Annotated in this window: 16 protein-coding genes and 4 pseudogenes; 9 read left to right on the top strand and 11 right to left on the bottom strand. The window is 58.4% G+C overall.

What is annotated here, in order from left to right; genetic code table 11:
* Positions 1-397 precede the first annotated feature (397 nt).
* Positions 398-1,432, bottom strand: coding sequence for an IS110 family transposase (locus C5J24_RS24855; RefSeq protein ID WP_105421689.1), 1,035 nt, complete (start codon positions 1,430-1,432; stop codon positions 398-400).
* Positions 1,433-1,569: 137 nt separating this feature from the next.
* On the opposite strand from C5J24_RS24855, the pseudogene C5J24_RS24850 reads away from it, so the two are divergent.
* From C5J24_RS24850 to C5J24_RS24840, 3 genes and pseudogenes are all read left to right on the top strand, one after another.
* A pseudogene (locus tag C5J24_RS24850) lies at positions 1,570-2,326 on the top strand (IS5 family transposase).
* 97 nt (positions 2,327-2,423) lie between these two features.
* Positions 2,424-2,933 (top strand): DUF305 domain-containing protein, encoded by a 510-nt coding sequence (locus tag C5J24_RS24845; protein WP_105421687.1) that lies wholly within the window; start codon positions 2,424-2,426, stop codon positions 2,931-2,933.
* Between the two features lie 111 nt (positions 2,934-3,044).
* Positions 3,045-3,344 (top strand): annotated as a pseudogene (locus tag C5J24_RS24840) (integrase); the annotation flags it as partial.
* Positions 3,345-3,432: 88 nt separating this feature from the next.
* On the opposite strand, the gene C5J24_RS24835 reads toward C5J24_RS24840, so the two are convergent.
* Entirely contained in the window at positions 3,433-3,867 is a 435-nt protein-coding gene (locus C5J24_RS24835; RefSeq protein ID WP_105401850.1) for a type II toxin-antitoxin system VapC family toxin, read from the bottom strand.
* Positions 3,867-4,109, bottom strand: a complete 243-nt coding sequence (locus C5J24_RS24830; RefSeq protein WP_105401887.1) for a type II toxin-antitoxin system Phd/YefM family antitoxin — start codon at positions 4,107-4,109, stop codon at positions 3,867-3,869. Before C5J24_RS24830 ends, C5J24_RS24835 begins: the two co-directional genes overlap by 1 nt.
* Before the next feature lie 210 nt (positions 4,110-4,319).
* Here C5J24_RS24830 and C5J24_RS32470 point away from each other — a divergent pair.
* The 5 genes and pseudogenes from C5J24_RS32470 to C5J24_RS24805 form a co-directional block, all read left to right on the top strand.
* Positions 4,320-4,534: pseudogene (locus C5J24_RS32470) on the top strand (integrase); the annotation flags it as partial.
* A 93-nt stretch (positions 4,535-4,627) separates the two neighbouring features.
* On the top strand, positions 4,628-4,894 hold the full coding sequence (locus tag C5J24_RS24820; RefSeq protein WP_105401886.1) for a type II toxin-antitoxin system Phd/YefM family antitoxin: 267 nt from the start codon (positions 4,628-4,630) through the stop codon (positions 4,892-4,894).
* Positions 4,891-5,313 carry a type II toxin-antitoxin system VapC family toxin gene (locus tag C5J24_RS24815; RefSeq protein WP_105401849.1) on the top strand — a complete coding sequence of 141 codons (423 nt, stop codon included), beginning with the start codon at positions 4,891-4,893 and terminating at the stop codon, positions 5,311-5,313. The genes C5J24_RS24820 and C5J24_RS24815 overlap by 4 nt, the downstream gene beginning before the upstream one ends.
* Before the next feature lie 98 nt (positions 5,314-5,411).
* Positions 5,412-5,763 (top strand): annotated as a pseudogene (locus tag C5J24_RS32465) (integrase); the annotation flags it as partial.
* Positions 5,764-5,919: 156 nt separating this feature from the next.
* Positions 5,920-6,363 carry a hypothetical protein gene (locus tag C5J24_RS24805; protein ID WP_105436242.1) on the top strand — a complete coding sequence of 148 codons (444 nt, stop codon included), beginning with the start codon at positions 5,920-5,922 and terminating at the stop codon, positions 6,361-6,363.
* Between the two features lie 82 nt (positions 6,364-6,445).
* Here C5J24_RS24805 and C5J24_RS24800 read toward each other — a convergent pair whose 3' ends face one another.
* Both C5J24_RS24800 and C5J24_RS24795 read right to left on the bottom strand, forming a co-directional pair.
* On the bottom strand, positions 6,446-6,625 hold the full coding sequence (locus tag C5J24_RS24800; RefSeq protein ID WP_245437499.1) for an SMI1/KNR4 family protein: 180 nt from the start codon (positions 6,623-6,625) through the stop codon (positions 6,446-6,448).
* Complete coding sequence (locus tag C5J24_RS24795) at positions 6,613-7,920, bottom strand: hypothetical protein (protein ID WP_105421707.1); 1,308 nt, start codon at positions 7,918-7,920, stop codon at positions 6,613-6,615. Before C5J24_RS24795 ends, C5J24_RS24800 begins: the two co-directional genes overlap by 13 nt.
* Positions 7,921-8,268: 348 nt before the next feature.
* Here C5J24_RS24795 and C5J24_RS24790 point away from each other — a divergent pair, with 348 nt between their 5' ends.
* Complete coding sequence (locus C5J24_RS24790) at positions 8,269-9,177, top strand: nucleotidyltransferase and HEPN domain-containing protein (RefSeq protein WP_105421685.1); 909 nt, start codon at positions 8,269-8,271, stop codon at positions 9,175-9,177.
* A 251-nt stretch (positions 9,178-9,428) separates the two neighbouring features.
* On the opposite strand, the gene C5J24_RS24785 is transcribed toward C5J24_RS24790, so the two are convergent.
* From C5J24_RS24785 to C5J24_RS24760, 6 genes are all read right to left on the bottom strand, one after another.
* Complete coding sequence (locus C5J24_RS24785; protein WP_105421684.1) at positions 9,429-10,499, bottom strand: ABC transporter ATP-binding protein; 1,071 nt, start codon at positions 10,497-10,499, stop codon at positions 9,429-9,431.
* On the bottom strand, positions 10,496-11,323 hold the full coding sequence (locus C5J24_RS24780; RefSeq protein WP_105421683.1) for a carbohydrate ABC transporter permease: 828 nt from the start codon (positions 11,321-11,323) through the stop codon (positions 10,496-10,498). The genes C5J24_RS24785 and C5J24_RS24780 overlap by 4 nt, the downstream gene beginning before the upstream one ends.
* A complete protein-coding gene (locus C5J24_RS24775) occupies positions 11,320-12,222 on the bottom strand; it encodes a carbohydrate ABC transporter permease (protein ID WP_105421682.1) in 903 nt (300 codons plus the stop codon). Before C5J24_RS24775 ends, C5J24_RS24780 begins: the two co-directional genes overlap by 4 nt.
* A gap of 73 nt (positions 12,223-12,295) precedes the next feature.
* Positions 12,296-13,528, bottom strand: a complete 1,233-nt coding sequence (locus C5J24_RS24770; RefSeq protein WP_105421681.1) for a sugar ABC transporter substrate-binding protein — start codon at positions 13,526-13,528, stop codon at positions 12,296-12,298.
* A gap of 78 nt (positions 13,529-13,606) precedes the next feature.
* Positions 13,607-14,512, bottom strand: a complete 906-nt coding sequence (locus C5J24_RS24765; RefSeq protein WP_105421680.1) for a sugar phosphate isomerase/epimerase — start codon at positions 14,510-14,512, stop codon at positions 13,607-13,609.
* 11 nt (positions 14,513-14,523) lie between these two features.
* Positions 14,524-15,558: a Gfo/Idh/MocA family protein gene (locus tag C5J24_RS24760; RefSeq protein WP_105421679.1), complete on the bottom strand. Its 1,035-nt coding sequence runs from the start codon at positions 15,556-15,558 to the stop codon at positions 14,524-14,526.
* Positions 15,559-15,671 lie beyond the last annotated feature (113 nt).

The raw sequence follows: 15,671 nt of genomic DNA, 5'->3' as shown, positions 1-15,671 counted from the left end.
TCTTCTGGAGCCAATCGGAAACATTCCGCCTGCAGAGGCAGAAGAACAATACTACGCCATGCTGGACGCGCCAGCGATGGCCGCATAACTTAAACCAAACGGTCTCCGGCAAACCCGGGGCGGTTCATTCCCATATGTGGAACGGCTCTGCGGTCAAGGTGTTCAATCGTTGATATTCCGAGGGCTGGTGCGCCCATATGTCCGGCCTTTTCGTGCAGCATTGGGCTACTGGCCTTGATGACGTTCGCGACTGGAGTGACCTAAACAAATCAGCGAGCTCGAAGCACGTTGGGAATCACGGTCTTGATCCAATCCGGATGTCTTTCCTCGGGGTCATCATTGATCTTGCACCTTGGACTTCAGCTTGTCAGCGACGACAAGCGATTTGCATTCGGTCCTAGGCCGCCATTGTTTCGTTCGCGGTGCTGTGGAATTGCCCCCCTCTCACTAGAAGAGCCCAAACAATGCGCGCCATCTTGTTGGCCAGCGCAATGGCGGCGACCTTATATGGCCTGCGCCTCAGCAACTCAGACAGCCAGGCTGAGACCTTTGCGCCTCGACGTGCGTGCTGGATAACGGCGGACGCCCCCACAACCAAAAGAGATCGTAAGACCGGGTTTCCCATTTTTGAGATTCTTCCCAATCTGCTTTTCCCACCTGTGGAATTTGATTTCGGGGTCAGGCCTATCCAAGCCGCAAAATGACGACCAGACTTGAAGGCCTGAGGGTCGGGTACAAATGCCGCAATAGAGTTGGCAGTGATTGGACCCACACCTGGAATTGAAGTCAGCCGGCTCAATGTCGCATCCTGCCGGGTTTCGCGGACCATGTGTTTCTCCAATTTAACAATTTCTGACGTGTATGCCTCTATCTGATGGGTCAGCGGCAACAGGGCGATGCGGGCCAAAGGTGGCAAGCGGGCATCATCCTCATCACGGACGATTGCGGCGAGGTCGTCGACCTTGCCCACTCCTCTGGATATGGTAATGCCCTGCTCGGTAAGGTGACCGCGCAAAGCATTAATCGTTTGGGTGCGCTGCCGAACCAGCAGGTCCCGTGCCTTCAAGAGCATAGCCGTGGCTTGTTGGCCAACGCTCTTGAGCGGTACGAAACGCATCGAGGGTCGGCCTACAGCTTCGCATATCGCCTCAGCATCTGCCGCGTCATTCTTTCCTCTTTTGACATACGGCTTCACGTAAGCAGGTGGGATCAATCGAACTTCATGTCCGAGAGCCTTGATCTCTCGTGCCCAGTAATGAGCGCCGCCGCACGCCTCCAAACCAACAACACAGGACGGGACTTTGCTGAAGAACTTCAAAACCTCTGAACGTCGAAGCTGCCTGCGAAGGATGGCGTTTCCTTCGTTGTCCACTCCATGCAACTGAAAGACTTGTTTGGCCGTGTCGAGACCGATGGTTGTGATCAAAGTCATGAGAAGGCTCCATGCTCTTCGCCGAACCACACGCTCGGCACCTGGATTCAGGATAGGGTGGGAGCAGAGCCGTTCCACAACATCAAATCACCTGATCGCTGATTCATAGGACACCGTGTTGAACCACGGGGGTCGTTATGGCGGCTAAGCGTTATGAACTGAGCGATGGGCAGTGGGCGAAAATTGTGTCCTTGTTGCCGGGCAAGGTGGGCGATCCGGGGCGTACAGGCTCGGATAATCATTTGTTTATCAATGGTTGCCTCTGGGTTTTGCGCTCCGGCGCACATTGGCGCGATCTGCCGGAGCGGTATGGCAAGTGGAAGACGGTGCATAAGCGCTTCAGCCGCTGGTGCCATGCTGGCATCTGGGAGCAGGTGTTCGAGACGCTGACGGCCGATCGTGACAACCGGTATCTGATGATCGACAGCACGATCGTCCGTGCCCATCAGCAGGCAGCTTCCGGAAAAGGGGGGCAAGGATCAGGCGCTGGGGCGCTCCCGAGGCGGACTAACCACCAAGATCCACATGCTGGCCGATGCGCTGGGCCGACCATTGCGTTTCATCGTGACATCAGGTCGGGTCACAGACATCACGCAAGCGCCGGCTCTTCTGGAGGGGCAGATCGGCAATGCCGTGCTGGCTGACAAAGCCTATGACAGCAATGCCTTGCGGGAAACGATTGCCGACATGGGAGCCGAGGCGGTGATCCCGTCAAACCGCTCGCGCAAGATTATTATTCCGCACGATGAACTCCTCTACAAACAGCGCAACCGCATCGAGCGGTGCTTCAACCGAAGGAAGCACTTCCGCCGCTTCGCGACGCGCTACGACCGCAGAACCATTCACTTCCAAGGCTTCCTCTATCTCGTCGCCGCTATGATCTGGCTGCGATGAATGTCGATTCATCCTAGGAACAATAGCTTTCGAGTTCACCGATCTGGAACAATCATGCCCGAGACATGTTCGTCATACTTCCCAGAAGGAGCCAACCATGTCTTACGGCCGCTTTGCCGCAATGATCGTCACATCGACGGTGGTCATGTTCTGGTTGATGTACCTCAACACCCACGCTCTCGATCATGTGACCTATAGCCAGACAAGGACCTGGATGGCTTTGTTGATGGGCGCCGTCATGGCAATCATTATGATGGCGTTCATGTGGTCGATGTACAAAAACAAGACCACCAACGCAGCCATCATCGCGGCAAGCGTTGTTGTGTTCGCTGGTTCGCTCTGGCTGGTGCGCAGCCAGGAAACGGTTTACGACGTCAGCTATATGAAAGCGATGATACCACATCATTCGATAGCGATCATGACAAGCGAACGCGCCCATATCAGAGACCCACGGGTGCGAAAGCTGGCGGACGAGATCATTGACGCCCAAGTTCGGGAAATCAGTGAGATGAAAACGCTAATCGCAGACCTGCAAGCACGTCCAGCTCCGGAAAACGCGCGGGATCTCCCGTCCTACCGCGAACGAGGGGCGCCGGCGCCTGAGTAAGTGCCCTGAGCCGCAAAGCCCCCTTGCCGGCGCGAAACCGTTAGCACTATTCTCGGTACGGGAGTTTCAGCTTAGCGCTTCAATTGAAATCGGGAAGTAAAAGCTACAGTGGCCAAGATCGAGAGTGGAAGCGTGTTTCGCGGGATCGGACGCTGGGGGACGGTTTCTCGACGCGCGCTCGATCCGCAGTCGGTCAATGCGATCATCAAACAACGAGCGACGATGGCGGGGCTGGATAGTGGGGAGTTTTCGGCGCGCAGCTTGCGGTCGGGATATCTGACCGAAGCGGCGAACCGCGGTATCCCCCTCCCCGAGGCTATGGAGCAGTCTCGGCACCGATCCGTGCAACAGGCATCAAGCTACTATAACAACGCGACCACGCGCAGTGGTCGCGCGGCGCGGCTGCTTTAAACCAGGATGAACTCGGTACGACTGAGAAGTCCTCGTCTCCCGACCAATCTCATTTGAACTGCCGGACTTCCCGAGAAGGCCCCCTCCCCTACAACTCCGGCAATGCCTCAAACGGATCGAGTACCTGAACGCCCAAGGGCCCGAAATGGCGCATATTGCGAGTCAAGACCGTCAATCCATGTACTTTAGCCGTGGCGGCTATCGCAATGTCTTCAAAACCCGGCCGGTGGGCGCGAGCGTCATCAAGAATCCGGCCAGCAGCATGCGCGCACCTGAGATCGAACGGTAACAGCTTCTGCGCGTAGAGATATTCGATGCTCTCCCACCAATCGTTCAGCCGCTGTGCCTTGGTGGTCGCACCATCCCGCTCGGCTTTGGCGATCCCGGATTTGACCTCAGCGGCCGAAATGACCGACAAAAACAATTGCGAACTTGCCTTATCGAGCCATTCGACCAGCTGGCCGGAACTTTGCCGTTTGGACGGGGCGAGGGCGGATATGACGTTCGTATCGACCAGGAACATCAGAGATCAACGTCTCGGGCCGGGTTGCTGCTGCGAGCAGGGATATCAGCCTCATCGCCGGGGAACGCTGCCAACAAACGGCCAAAGCTTGGCACGCGGGATAGTTTTTCATACTCCTCGAATGAAAGCACTACGGCTTCCTTTTTGCCATGCCGAGTGATGATGGCCGGATTGCCATGGATGGCCTGGTCGATAACCGCAGAAAACGTCGCCTTGGCATCCTTGAGCTGGATTTCTCTCACATCGGGCTCCATCTGTGACTATAGTAGTCATATAACAAGATGAGGTTATTTGAGCAAGAGTTGGAAGTTTCCAAAAAACGCTCACATCCGTTCATTTTCTCGCGTTCCTTATTTTTACAATACACCCGAAAGCGCGCGACAAAACCATGGCAAAACGGCAAGTCGCCAATCCATCGCCGGCACCAAACGTCTTATAGGCTATGCACGTGTGCAATAGCCGCCGGCGTTCGCGGCGATCTCGGCGAGACCGAGCGCGCCTTCAAGTTCTCCGGTCATTCCCTTCGCGCTGGCCTGCCTCCTGTGCCGAGGTCGATGAGCGCTACGTCCAGAAGCGGCTTGGCCACCCATCCGCAGGGGTTACTCGCAGATATCAGCGGCGAAGGGATCGCCTCCGCGTGAATCTGACCAAGGCTTCAGGGCTATAGCTGGCGCCTGCCCTCCATCGTCCGGCCGCCCGCTTGCAGGTTCACTTCCCACGCACTATAGTCACTATAGTCATGTTGGTTACAGGTGAGACTATGCATGCATCAAGGCACGATGATATGAGCTGGACGGTCGCTGGCGCGAAGGCAAAGCTTTCGGAAGTCATGGAGCGCGCGCAGTTGGCGCCTCAGACCATTACCCGCAATGGGAAGCCGAGCGTGGTGGTCGTTTCTGCCGAAGAGTGGCAGAAGAAGACTGCACGCAGGGGATCGCTTGCGGAATATCTTTTGGGATCGCCTCTGCGTGGCGCCGATCTGGATATTGAGCGGCAACACGACGAGCCGCGCGACTTGTCCTTATGAGACAACTCCTCGACACGAACGTTCTGTCGGAAGTTACAAAACCTCGCCCCGATGACGGCGTCCTGAAGTGGCTCCACGGGCTGGACGAAGACCGCACATTCATCAGCATTGTCTCGATTGCTGAAATTCGCCGCGGTGTCGCGCTGATGGATGGTGGGCGAAAGCGCGACGCTCTGGATGAATGGCTCACGCATGATCTGCCTCAACGCTTCGAAAACAGGATCATTCCGGTGGAAGCGCCTGTCGCCTTGGCTTTGGGTGATCTCATGGCTCTTGCCAAGCGAAGTGGTCGCGGACTCCCCACCATGGACGGCCTGATTGCCGCTACCGCCGTGGCTCACCAATTGACCCTTGCGACGCGCAGCACCAAGGATTTCGAAGGCTTTGGAATAGACATCATTGACCCATGGGTGGACTAATCGGGCTCTTGTTTGTCGATCTCGGTGCTCGATTGTGAGAGACAAGGAAGGCTCGTTCCTTGGGTTGGCCGACGATGTGCGCAAACCATTTGAGCGGCGACCGGGCAATCCTGATGGTCTTTTGCATCCGGCGGAAGACGGCGCAGCGAGATTGCCGCTCTTCGCATCGAGCAGATGGCGGCCGAGGCACCGATCGTCGTCGAGAACGGCCCACCCTCCCCTCTTTGGCCATTCATCTAGGCCGCACCAAAACCAGCAGCGGCGATCACGACGAAGTCGTCTATCTCACTGGCCAGCCGGTCAAGGCGTTGAGTGCTTGAATGGTTGCCGCGAAAATTGAGAGCGGCGAGTTTTCCGCTTCCCGAGGCGATGGAGCAGTCAGGCCATCGTTCAGTGCAACAGGCTTCGAGCTATTACGCTAGCGCGACCCGGCGCAGCGGTCGAGCGGCCAGTCGACGCGCTCGAAACTTGGCTAGCTGCCGCAAGGTCGATTGCTGGAGCAAAGTCTCGACACAGGACCGGGAAGGCTTAGCCTACGTCAAAAGGTGGCGATGTGTTCGCGCGATGAAATAGTAGAATTTGCCTTATAACGGCCAAGAGGGCGTCATGAGCAAATCTGCTTTCTTCGGTGTGATATTTTTTATCTCAACGCAAGCCACAGCCCAAATGGGCGATCGCTACGAGTTTCGCGCGCACAATACGCAGCTTATAGATCGCGTTTGGTGGGTTCATGGCGTCGCCGTCGACAATCAGCAAAATAAAACTTGGTGGTGCGTCTACTACGTCAATATTCGTACGATCATCACGAAGCTGGAATGTTTGCGGAGGCTGATTCCGTCAACGGATATAGATCCAAGCTGGTCTGGCGGCATGGCCTTGGTGAGTAGAAATACTGATCCGCCGAGGATTGCCTGGTCACTGGATCCCTATGCAGGTAAACTGGAGGCCTGTCTCTTGGTCACCAAACTGAGCTGTAAAGCCGTGCAGCTCGGCTCTTCTCCCAGGTTGCTAGAGTCCAGTTTGCCTTCGCCTTTCCGGATATGGAGATAGAGCTGCCAGGGTTGAGATCACAGCTGGTCGTCGCGGAATTCGAAGATCTCGTAGCCGTCGGCCCCCGAGAGTTCCGCCGCACTCACAGGATCAGATAACCTTGGCCGACCTCGCCGTTGATGCCGTTGGAGACGGCAAGGAAGGCCTTGATCTCCGCCGGCAGGATAATCTTCAGTTTCGCCTCGCAGGCCGCGATTTCAGCCGGGCCTGCGCCCGGCAACTGGCATCCACCTTCAAATTTCTCCAGCATCAGCAGGCCCATTCGAGCTTCATCTCCTTGAGGTCGATCTGGGCGACACCATCGCCGAAATTGAAGCCGCCGAAGATCTCCGATATCTCGATGTAGAAGGGTGAGAAACCTGGATAACCCTGCATGGGAAACATCGTGCCGCCGAGATGGGCGTGCCAGTCCCGAAAGCGCTCGAGCCCCAATGCCTGGCCTTCTTCCGAATAGGCGGCGATATAGCCGCTGAACTCGTTTTCGTGCCTGAATTCGCGCGCTGGCTTTCCGACATTCGGGTCGCCGTCGCGCAAGGTGATCTCGATCGGCCAACCATAGTCGAGCGCTTCTGTTCCCGGCAGGTTCTTCCAGCCCCTCGAAGGCCGCGCTACGGCCAGAAGTTCGTTGACGGCAAGTCCGCCGGGCGAAAGGGACGTTTTTTCGGCCACCGTTCTCGGCAGGTTGAATTCGCCGAAATAATCGAGCGGCGATTTCGAAAGCCAGCCGGGAACAGGAGCGCCCTCGATGGCCGGCGGTGCGCCGAGCGGTGCTGCAAACTCCTCTTCCGTCAGCCAGAAGAGAACGTAGTGGTTGTCCATGAATTCCATGTCGAAGCGGCGCGGATCGGCCCGGCGCGCGCCTCCGGTGTCCACATTTCCGCCTGCCGGGGGCGTTTCCCATTGTTCGTCGACAAAGAGCGAGATCGCCACATACTCTTCGCCGAGCGTGCGGTATTGCGGCGGCAGTTTCACCGTGAAGGCGTGGCGAAGCGGCATACCGTTGGTGGTGCTGACCGGCCATCTCCAGGCATCGATGCCCTGCGGGCGGCCGTAGCACCAGCCGCTATCGGGACGGCGGGCGAGATCGACAGGATCGGTCATCGTCAGGTCATAGGCCTCGGTGAGGCTGGGATCGGCATATTTATAGGGCCGCTCTGGATAGACCGCCGTCGGATCCGTCAGGCTGATGATCCTGACGACATCCTCCCTGATGCCGACGCCGAGCGTGAGCGTATCCGACAGGTTCGCCTTCAGCATGGTCCAGCCATATTTCTCTCGCTCGTCCGAGATGCGCTCGACACCGGGATAAAGGCGATACAGCTCTTCGGCCGGCATTCCCATCCTGACGCCATGGATAGGGGGAAGTTCGAAGGGGGCGCAGAAATGAACCTCGCCGAGCCTGCCATCGGCGGTAATGCGCGTGCCGAATTCCTCGATATGCAGATGGCCTTCCGCCTGTAGGCTCGGCTCCTTCCAGCTCGTCCCCAAAGCCGCCTTCAGCTCCTCCACAGATACACCCGGCTGCATCGGAGCCAATCTCGCATTGTCTATCGGCATGCGCGTCATCTCTCGCTGACCGTCCCGCGCGAGAGATAGGACGAGTCGGAGACAGGGCAATGACGTAGCGGGCTCGGAAGGCTGCTTTGCTAGTAGCAGCCGACGCCTGATGGAAGCGCGTATTCCATCGAAGTACATTGGGTAGCCACCGGAGGCGACGTTGTCAGCACGCCATCGGATGCGATCGAGATCATCCGGAAAAGGTCTGCGTCGCAGCCCAGGATCATGAGCAGGTGCAACGTCGGGCCGCCGTCCTTCGCTGGAGCACCGGGATCAAACTCGCATTCCGGTGTGGGACTAACAGAACTGCCAGTGGACGGTGCGGGTTCTTTCACCTAACGATTGCTCATGAAATCGTCGCTCGATCATATACCACCGCGCAAACAGCGAGAGCTCAGCAGGGCGCTGGAAATCCTGCATGAGGAGTTCGAGGATGCATTGAAACAAGGCACGGCCGAGTTCAAGAAGCGCGGGCGGATCCTGAAGATCATCCTGTTCGGTTCCTATGCCAAGGGTGGATGGGTCGACGAGCCGTTCACGATGAAAGGTTACCGGTCGGATTTCGATCTGCTGGTCATCGTCAACGACCGCAGGCTCTGCGAATTCGCCGACTACTGGTACAAGGCCGCCGACCGGCTGATCCGCGACACGTCGATCGAAACCCCGGTGAGCTTCATCGTCCATTCCAGGCGCGAGGTAAACACCTACCTCAAAGAGGGCCAGTACTTCTTCTCCGACATCCGCAAGGAAGGCATCATCCTTTATGAGCTGGATGATGAGCCGCTTGCGGAGCCGCAGCCACTATCGCCGACGGATCGGTTGCGGGTCTCGCGAGAGCACTTTGGAGCCAAGTTTTCTTTTGCGGAGGGACTATTAGATGGTTTTCGGTTTCATTCCAGCAAGGACCGTCCAAACCATGCCGCTTTTGAGCTCCATCAGGCGTTAGAGCAGGCCTACGCCTGTGTCCTCCTCACGCTCACGAACTACGGCCCGCCTTCCCACAACATCAAATTCCTGCGCTCGCTTGCCGAGGAACAGGACCGGCGGCTGGCCGAGGCGTTCCCGCGCGATCAGCACCGCGAGCGCGCCTGGTTCAACACGCTGAACGAAGCCTATGTGAAGGCGCGCTACTCGAAGCATTACGAGATCAGCGAGGAGGCCCTCGCCTGGCTGGGAGAGAGGACTGAAATCCTGCTCGCCCTGGTCAAATCGGTCTGCTCCGATCATCTGCGATCTTTGGAAAACAGCCGCAGCTAGTGCCGGATCGATTGTTGTCGATCCGGCACTAGCTGAGCATTAAAAGGTTGCGCGACTAAAAAGCAGGCTCACCTTGAGAAGCCTGATCGGGGCAAGAACAACAGGCGGGGCTCTCCTGGTCGAAGCGGGCCCGGGGTATGGAAGCGTTCTCGTTTGCGCTCAGCTGCGTCAGCCTTGTACTTGGCTACGCATCCCCATGAACCGGAATTTTTGCCAACGGCAACCTAAATACCAATAGCGCGCCAGCACGATCATTTGAGGCGCTGCTCGGTCTCGGCGTCGAACAGATGGACATGGTCACCGGAAAACGTCAGCCGAATGGTTTCGCCCGCGACCACCACGCTCCTGCCGTTCAAGGCAATGACAATCTCAGGCGTTGTCGCAGTCGTGATGAACGTCACCGCGCCGGTCGTTTCAACTGCCGCGACGTCGACCTTGAAGCCGGCGGCGTCAGTCGCAGCTAACGTAAGATGCTCCGGGCGGATGCCGACGATCAAGGCACGCCCGGCCGGCAGTGGGCAATCGAAAGGAATGGTTTGCGGCTCGGCAAGATCCAGAACAAGGGCCCTACCGTCGGGCGTCGATCGCGCCGGAATGAAATTCATCGCCGGCGAGCCGATGAAGCCGGCGACGAAGCGATTGCTGGGCCGGTCATATAGATCGAGCGGCCTGCCCTGCTGCTCTATGACGCCATTGCGCATCACGACGACATGATCCGCCATCGTCATCGCCTCGACCTGGTCATGGGTCACATAGACCGAAGTCGCGCCGAGGCGATCATGCAGCGCCCTGATCTCCTTGCGCATGTGGACACGCAATGCTGCATCGAGATTCGAGAGCGGTTCATCGAAAAGAAAGGCCTGCGGGTTGCGGATGATGGCGCGGCTCATCGCGACGCGTTGACGCTGTCCCCCCGACAGTTCGCGGGGATATCGGTGCAGCAGGTTCGACAATCCGGTAATCGCCGCGACATCGGCGGCCGCCCTTTTCCTCTCCGCCTTGCCGACCCCATTGATCTTCAGGCTGTAGGTCAGGTTCTGTTCGACGGTCATATGCGGGTAGAGCGCATAGGACTGGAACACCATGGCCAGATCCCGCTTTCGGGGCGGCACCCCGTTCATGCGCTTTCCGGCGATGACGAGATCGCCGCTTGATATGGTTTCGAGCCCCGCCAGCGAGCGCAGCAGCGTGGACTTGCCGCAGCCGGACGGTCCGACCAGTGCGACGAACGAACCCTTTCGAATGGAAAGGTCGATATCCTTCAGCGCGTGATAGGCGCCGTAATATTTGTTGACGGCCGAGAGTTCGATCTGGTGGGTCATTTCAAGGCTCCCGATGTGAGTCCGGACACGATGCGGCGTTGCAAGAGCACGAAGATGGCAAGGATGGGCGTCACATACATGGTGGCGTAGGCCATGATGTTGTTCCACTCGCTGGTGTTCGGGCCCATGAAGGAATTGAGCCCGACGCTGGCGGGCTGGAGCTGGATGTCCTGGATCATCGATTTGGAGTAGACGAATTCGCCGAAGGCCTGCATGAAGATAAGGATGGCGCTGACCAGAATGCCGTTGCGCGCCAGCGGCAGAACGATGTTGAAGAAGGCGCCGATGCGGGAATTGCCGTCCACCAGCGCCGCCTCTTCCAGCTCCATCGGCACCGCCATGAAGGTTGCGCGCACGAGCACGACAAAGAAGGGCATGCTTTTGGCGGTAATCGCCAGGATGACGGCAAGGCGCGGATATTCGAGCAGGCCGAGCTGCGAAAACCCCACGAAGATCGGCGTTATCATCAGCGAGGCGGGCAGGACCTGAAACATCAGGATCAGAAACAGCCCGATATCCACCCAGATGTTGCGGTAACGCGCCAGCACATAGGCACAGCCGGTGCCCAGGATTGCGATCAGGGCTACTGCCCCAAAGGCGATGACCGTGGAATTCCACAGGTAGCGGCCCATGTTCCGGCTTTCCCAGACATAGGCGAAGGTGCTCCATTGGGCAGAAGAGGGCCAGAAGCTGGGCGGCGTGGCAAACATTTCCGAGCCGCTTTTCAGCGCCGTCACATACATCCAGTAGAGCGGGAAGAGATAGATCGCCGCCATCACGATGGACAGGACAAGCAGCAGCCGGTTGCGCGCATTGTCACTCATCCGCGCACCTCGTGACGTGTGGAGCGGACATAGACGGCTGCGGCAAACATCACGAAGACGGTCATGATGACGGAAATGGTAGCGCCCTTTCCGAAATCATATTGCCGGAAGGAAAGATCCCAGGCCCAGTATTGCGCGACATTGGAGGAATTGTTCGGGCCACCGTCGGTAATCGCGGCAAACAGATCGAACTGCTGCAGGGTGAAGATCAGCCCGAGCGCGATGATGGCGCCGATGGTGGAGCGCATCATCGGCAGGGTGATGGTCCAGAAGCGCTGCCAGGCATTGGCGCCATCCATTTCCGCCGCCTCGTAGAGATCTGCCGGAATGACGGCAAGACCGGTCGCAAGCAGGATCATGTTGAAGGAGGTGCCAAGCCAGATATTGGCCAGGATGACCGCCCAGAGCGAAAAATTCGGGTCCGACCGCCAGAAGATATTGCCGTCCATGAGGCCGGTTTGCTGCAACAGAAAATTGAGCACGCCGAAATCGCCCGACAGGATCCAGTTCCAGATGGCGCCGACGACGAGGCCGGGCATGACCCAGGAAACCAGAAACAGGCCCCGCAGCCAGGACGCGCCGGGAAAATTGATCCAGAAGAACAAAGCGAGCGCAAAGCCGACCAGGAACTGCCCCGTGATCGACCCCACCACGAAGACGATCGTGTTCCTGAGGATGGACATGGTTTCAGGCTGGGTGAACAGGTCCACATAGTTCTTGAAGCCGACGAAAGGCCGAATGACGCTGCCAAGGCTGAACATGTCCACTTCCTGGAAGCTCATCAGGATGTTGTAGAGCAGCGGAAGTCCTGACAGCGCCAGGAGAAACGTGAAGGGCACCCCGACCAGAACAAGGTCAAAGCCACGGCCATCCGTGATGCTGGAGAACACTCTTTTCATCGAAACCTCGCTGAAGCCTGGATGATGACCCGACGGTGGGTGCCGGGCCGTCACTGGCGGGATGGCGGCTGCCTCAGCCCCCGATCGACTTGATCTTCGCAGCCGCCTGATCGAGCGCGGCCTTCGGCTCCATCTGGCCTGTCAGGGCCGCCTGAATCGCGTCCTGTACGGCTTTCGAGATTTTCGGCCATTCCGGCGAAGGGCCGCGAGGCTGCGCATATTTCAGCTGTTCCACGAAGGTGGCGAGCGCTGAATCCTTCAGGCCATTGCCCGTAGGCGGCACCGGAAGGTCGGACCGGGCCGGAAGCTGGCCGAAATCCTTGTACATGGTCACATCCTTCGACGCGAAGAATTCCAAAGCCTTGAAAGCCTCCTTCGGATGCTTGGTGCTGGAAAAGATCGCCCAGTTGAAATCGCCCATGGCGGATGAACGCTCAGCGCCCTCGCTCGGCACCGGCAGAAGGGCAGTGCCCCACTGGAATTTGGCATCGCTCAACATCCGGTCGATTTCCCATGGACCGGAAATCGCCATGGCCGCATTTCCTGCGTTGAAGGTGGCCGTCGAATCCCATTGGCTTCGGGTGAGCGTATCCGGCGAGGCCAGCTTTTCATCCAGCATCTGCTTCCAGACCGTCAGAGCCTTGACGGCACCTTCGCTGTTGATCGTCTTATAGGTGGCGCCGCCCATCTGCGCCCAGGGCAGGAACTGGAAAGTGCCCTCCTCGTTGGCCTTGGCGGAAAAGGTGAGCCCGTAGATGTTCTTGGACGGATTGGTGAGCTTTTTCGCCGTCGCCAACAGTTCGGTCCAAGTCTGCGGCGGCTTTTCGGGATCGAGACCTGCAGCCTTGAACAGATCCTTGTTGTAGTAAAGCGCGATTGTGTTGGTCGCCTTCGGCACCCCGTAATATTTTTCGTCCCACGTCACCGATTTCAGCGGGCCGGGGAAATAGTTTTCCGGTTTGATCACCTTGGATTGCCGGATCATGTCGGTCAGATCCAGAAAGGCCTTGCGAGACGCGAACATGGCATGGTTGGGATTGTCGATGGTGATGATGTCCGGCGCCTTGCCGGTCGAATAGGCGCGCATCGCCTCGCTCACTACATCGTCGAACTGGAGCTGGCGATATTCGATCTGGATGCCGTTCTTCTGCGCGTTGAATTCCTTGATGAGGTTGGGCGCGGGCTGGATATCGCGGTCCAGCGACCAGAGAACGAGTTTCACATCCTCGGCTCTCGCGCTCATGCCGGCAAATGACGCACTGGCCAGAGCCAGTGCAATGGAAATCATAGTCCTGCGGATACCCATGGTTCTCCTCCTTCTTGGTTATCCTCAATTCTCATCCGGCTGACGCAGAGCTCCTTCTCTGGCCAGCCGGCCTGCGCATCAGACCGGATCGACGACGAATGTGCCGCCCCTTGCCTGTTTCAGATGGTTCAAGGCGTGGATCTGGCCGGTCATTTCTAGCGCATCCCGGTAGACGGGATCATGCCATCCCTCGATGTCGATGGAGCCCGACCAGCCGGCCAGCCGCAGTTCCGAAATAATGTCGGTCCAGTTGCTGTCGCCAAAGCCCGGCGTGCGCATGAAAACGAAGGGATGTTTTCCGAAGATGCCGTGCTCGCGGATCACGTCCCAGCGGATGGTCGCATCCTTGCCGTGAACGTGGAAAATCCGCTTTGCCCATTTGCGGATCTGCGGCAAGGGCTCGATGAGATAGACCATCTGGTGGCAAGGCTCCCATTCGAGCCCGATATGCTCGTCCGGCGTCTCGTTGAAAATGAGTTCCCAGGCATCGGGGTTGTGGGCGATGTTCCAGTCGCCGGTCGCCCAGTTGCCGTCCATGGCGCAATTTTCAAAGGCAATACGGATGCCCTTGTCGGCGGCGCGACGGGCAAGCTCGCTCCAGATCTGCCGGTAACGCGGCAGGCTCTCCGGCAGCGGCCGGTTGCGGATGCGCCCGGTGAAGCCGGCAACGCAGGTGGCGCCGAAGTGATGGGCATTGTCGATGCAGTCCTTCCAACCCTGAAGCGTCTGGAGATCGAGTTCCGTTTCTTCCAGGGGATTGCCGAACATGCCGATGGTCGAAATGGTAATGTCCCGCGCGCCGATCGCCTCGCGGCAGCGTTTGCCAAGCTCGGCGATGTCCTGCCCGTTGGCGGTCTGCCAGAAAAAGGGCTGGAAGCTTTCAAAGCCCATATCCGCGATCTGGGAAATCCGCTCGGCCGCCTGCCCTTTTGTGGCGCTGACCATGGTGCCGATGCGGATGGAATGATTTACCTGTCCGGTCATATTGCTGGCCCTTATGCTGCAAGGTCGATGGTTTGCCGGGACCTGGCGCTTTCAATCGCGCCAAACACCATGGCAAGGCTCTTGATGTTGTCTTGTCCCGCGGTTTCCGGCACGCCGCCGGTTTCGATCGCCGAGAGGAAATCGGCAATGACGCTGGCATGGCCGTGGGTCTCCTCCTCCCGGGCGGGCGGCAGAACCTCGATCGGGATTGCGCCGCGCAGCAAGCCGCTGTCGCTTCCCGCAACCGAGGCGCGGAAGGCATCTTCGCCGTCCCAGGTCAGCATTCCGTTCGAGCCGACGATGCGCCATTCGCTTTCCCAGCTGGTGCGCTGGCCTTCGGCGCACCAGGAGCCGCGATAGGTGAAGACCACGTCGTCGGAAAGCTGAAACACGGCATTGGCGCTGGCGCCATGGGCATACCAGGAGCCGGGCGGATTTGTTTCCAGGCAGTAGACGGAAAGTGGTGCCTTGCCTGAAACGAAGCGCGCCGCATCGAAGGTATGGATCGCCATGTCCAGAAGCAGGACATTGTCCATCTGCTCCCGGAAGCCGCCGAAATGCGGGGCGATGAAGAAATCGCAATGGATTGCGGTGATCTCGCCAATCGCGCCGCTTTCGACAAACCGCCGCATGCGCCGCACACCGGAAATGAAACGCCGGTTCTGCACGACGGCATGGATGCGCCCGGCAGCCTCGGCGGCGCGGATGAGGTCTGTCGCCTCCTCCATCGAGGTGGCCATGGGTTTTTCGCTCAGCACATGACATCCGTGAGAAAGCGCGGCTTTCACGACGGAATGGCGGGCGGCGGGAATGACGACATCGAACACGATGTCCGCACCGGTTTCGCTCAGCACGGCGGTGAGATCGGATCCGACAGAGACAGGCTGAAGAGAAAACTCGGCGGCCAAGGCCTGCGCAACCGACACATCGAGATCGACCAGACCCACGACGGTCAGCGCTTGCCTCAGCTTCGGCGTGGACTGGAGCGCACGCAGCCACCCTTTGGCCATGGCTCCGCAGCCACACAAAACGACCTTGTATGTCACCGATATCCTCCCATGCAATGTTTACGGTCCGACACCTCCCGGGGTTGCCGTAAACGTTTACGGTACTATGAACGCATCGATTTTTTTGTCAATACTGCTTCCGAAAACGATTA

This window comes from Neorhizobium sp. T25_27, assembly GCF_002968565.1.
Classification (GTDB): Bacteria; Pseudomonadota; Alphaproteobacteria; order Rhizobiales; family Rhizobiaceae; genus Neorhizobium; species Neorhizobium tomejilense.
The sequence above is the reverse complement of the archived record's forward strand: the minus strand, read 5'-3'. Positions and strand labels throughout refer to the sequence as shown.

Coding starts and splice junctions, on each gene's coding strand:
- C5J24_RS24855 (WP_105421689.1), bottom strand. CDS start 1,432: ATGACTTTGATCACAACCATCGGTCTCGACACGGCCAAACAAGTCTTT.
- C5J24_RS24845 (WP_105421687.1), top strand. CDS start 2,424: ATGTCTTACGGCCGCTTTGCCGCAATGATCGTCACATCGACGGTGGTC.
- C5J24_RS24835 (WP_105401850.1), bottom strand. CDS start 3,867: ATGTTCCTGGTCGATACGAACGTCATATCCGCCCTCGCCCCGTCCAAA.
- C5J24_RS24820 (WP_105401886.1), top strand. CDS start 4,628: ATGCATGCATCAAGGCACGATGATATGAGCTGGACGGTCGCTGGCGCG.
- C5J24_RS24815 (WP_105401849.1), top strand. CDS start 4,891: ATGAGACAACTCCTCGACACGAACGTTCTGTCGGAAGTTACAAAACCT.
- C5J24_RS24805 (WP_105436242.1), top strand. CDS start 5,920: ATGAGCAAATCTGCTTTCTTCGGTGTGATATTTTTTATCTCAACGCAA.
- C5J24_RS24800 (WP_245437499.1), bottom strand. CDS start 6,625: ATGGGCCTGCTGATGCTGGAGAAATTTGAAGGTGGATGCCAGTTGCCG.
- C5J24_RS24795 (WP_105421707.1), bottom strand. CDS start 7,920: ATGCCGATAGACAATGCGAGATTGGCTCCGATGCAGCCGGGTGTATCT.
- C5J24_RS24790 (WP_105421685.1), top strand. CDS start 8,269: ATGAAATCGTCGCTCGATCATATACCACCGCGCAAACAGCGAGAGCTC.
- C5J24_RS24785 (WP_105421684.1), bottom strand. CDS start 10,499: ATGACCCACCAGATCGAACTCTCGGCCGTCAACAAATATTACGGCGCC.
- C5J24_RS24780 (WP_105421683.1), bottom strand. CDS start 11,323: ATGAGTGACAATGCGCGCAACCGGCTGCTGCTTGTCCTGTCCATCGTG.
- C5J24_RS24775 (WP_105421682.1), bottom strand. CDS start 12,222: ATGAAAAGAGTGTTCTCCAGCATCACGGATGGCCGTGGCTTTGACCTT.
- C5J24_RS24770 (WP_105421681.1), bottom strand. CDS start 13,528: ATGGGTATCCGCAGGACTATGATTTCCATTGCACTGGCTCTGGCCAGT.
- C5J24_RS24765 (WP_105421680.1), bottom strand. CDS start 14,512: ATGACCGGACAGGTAAATCATTCCATCCGCATCGGCACCATGGTCAGC.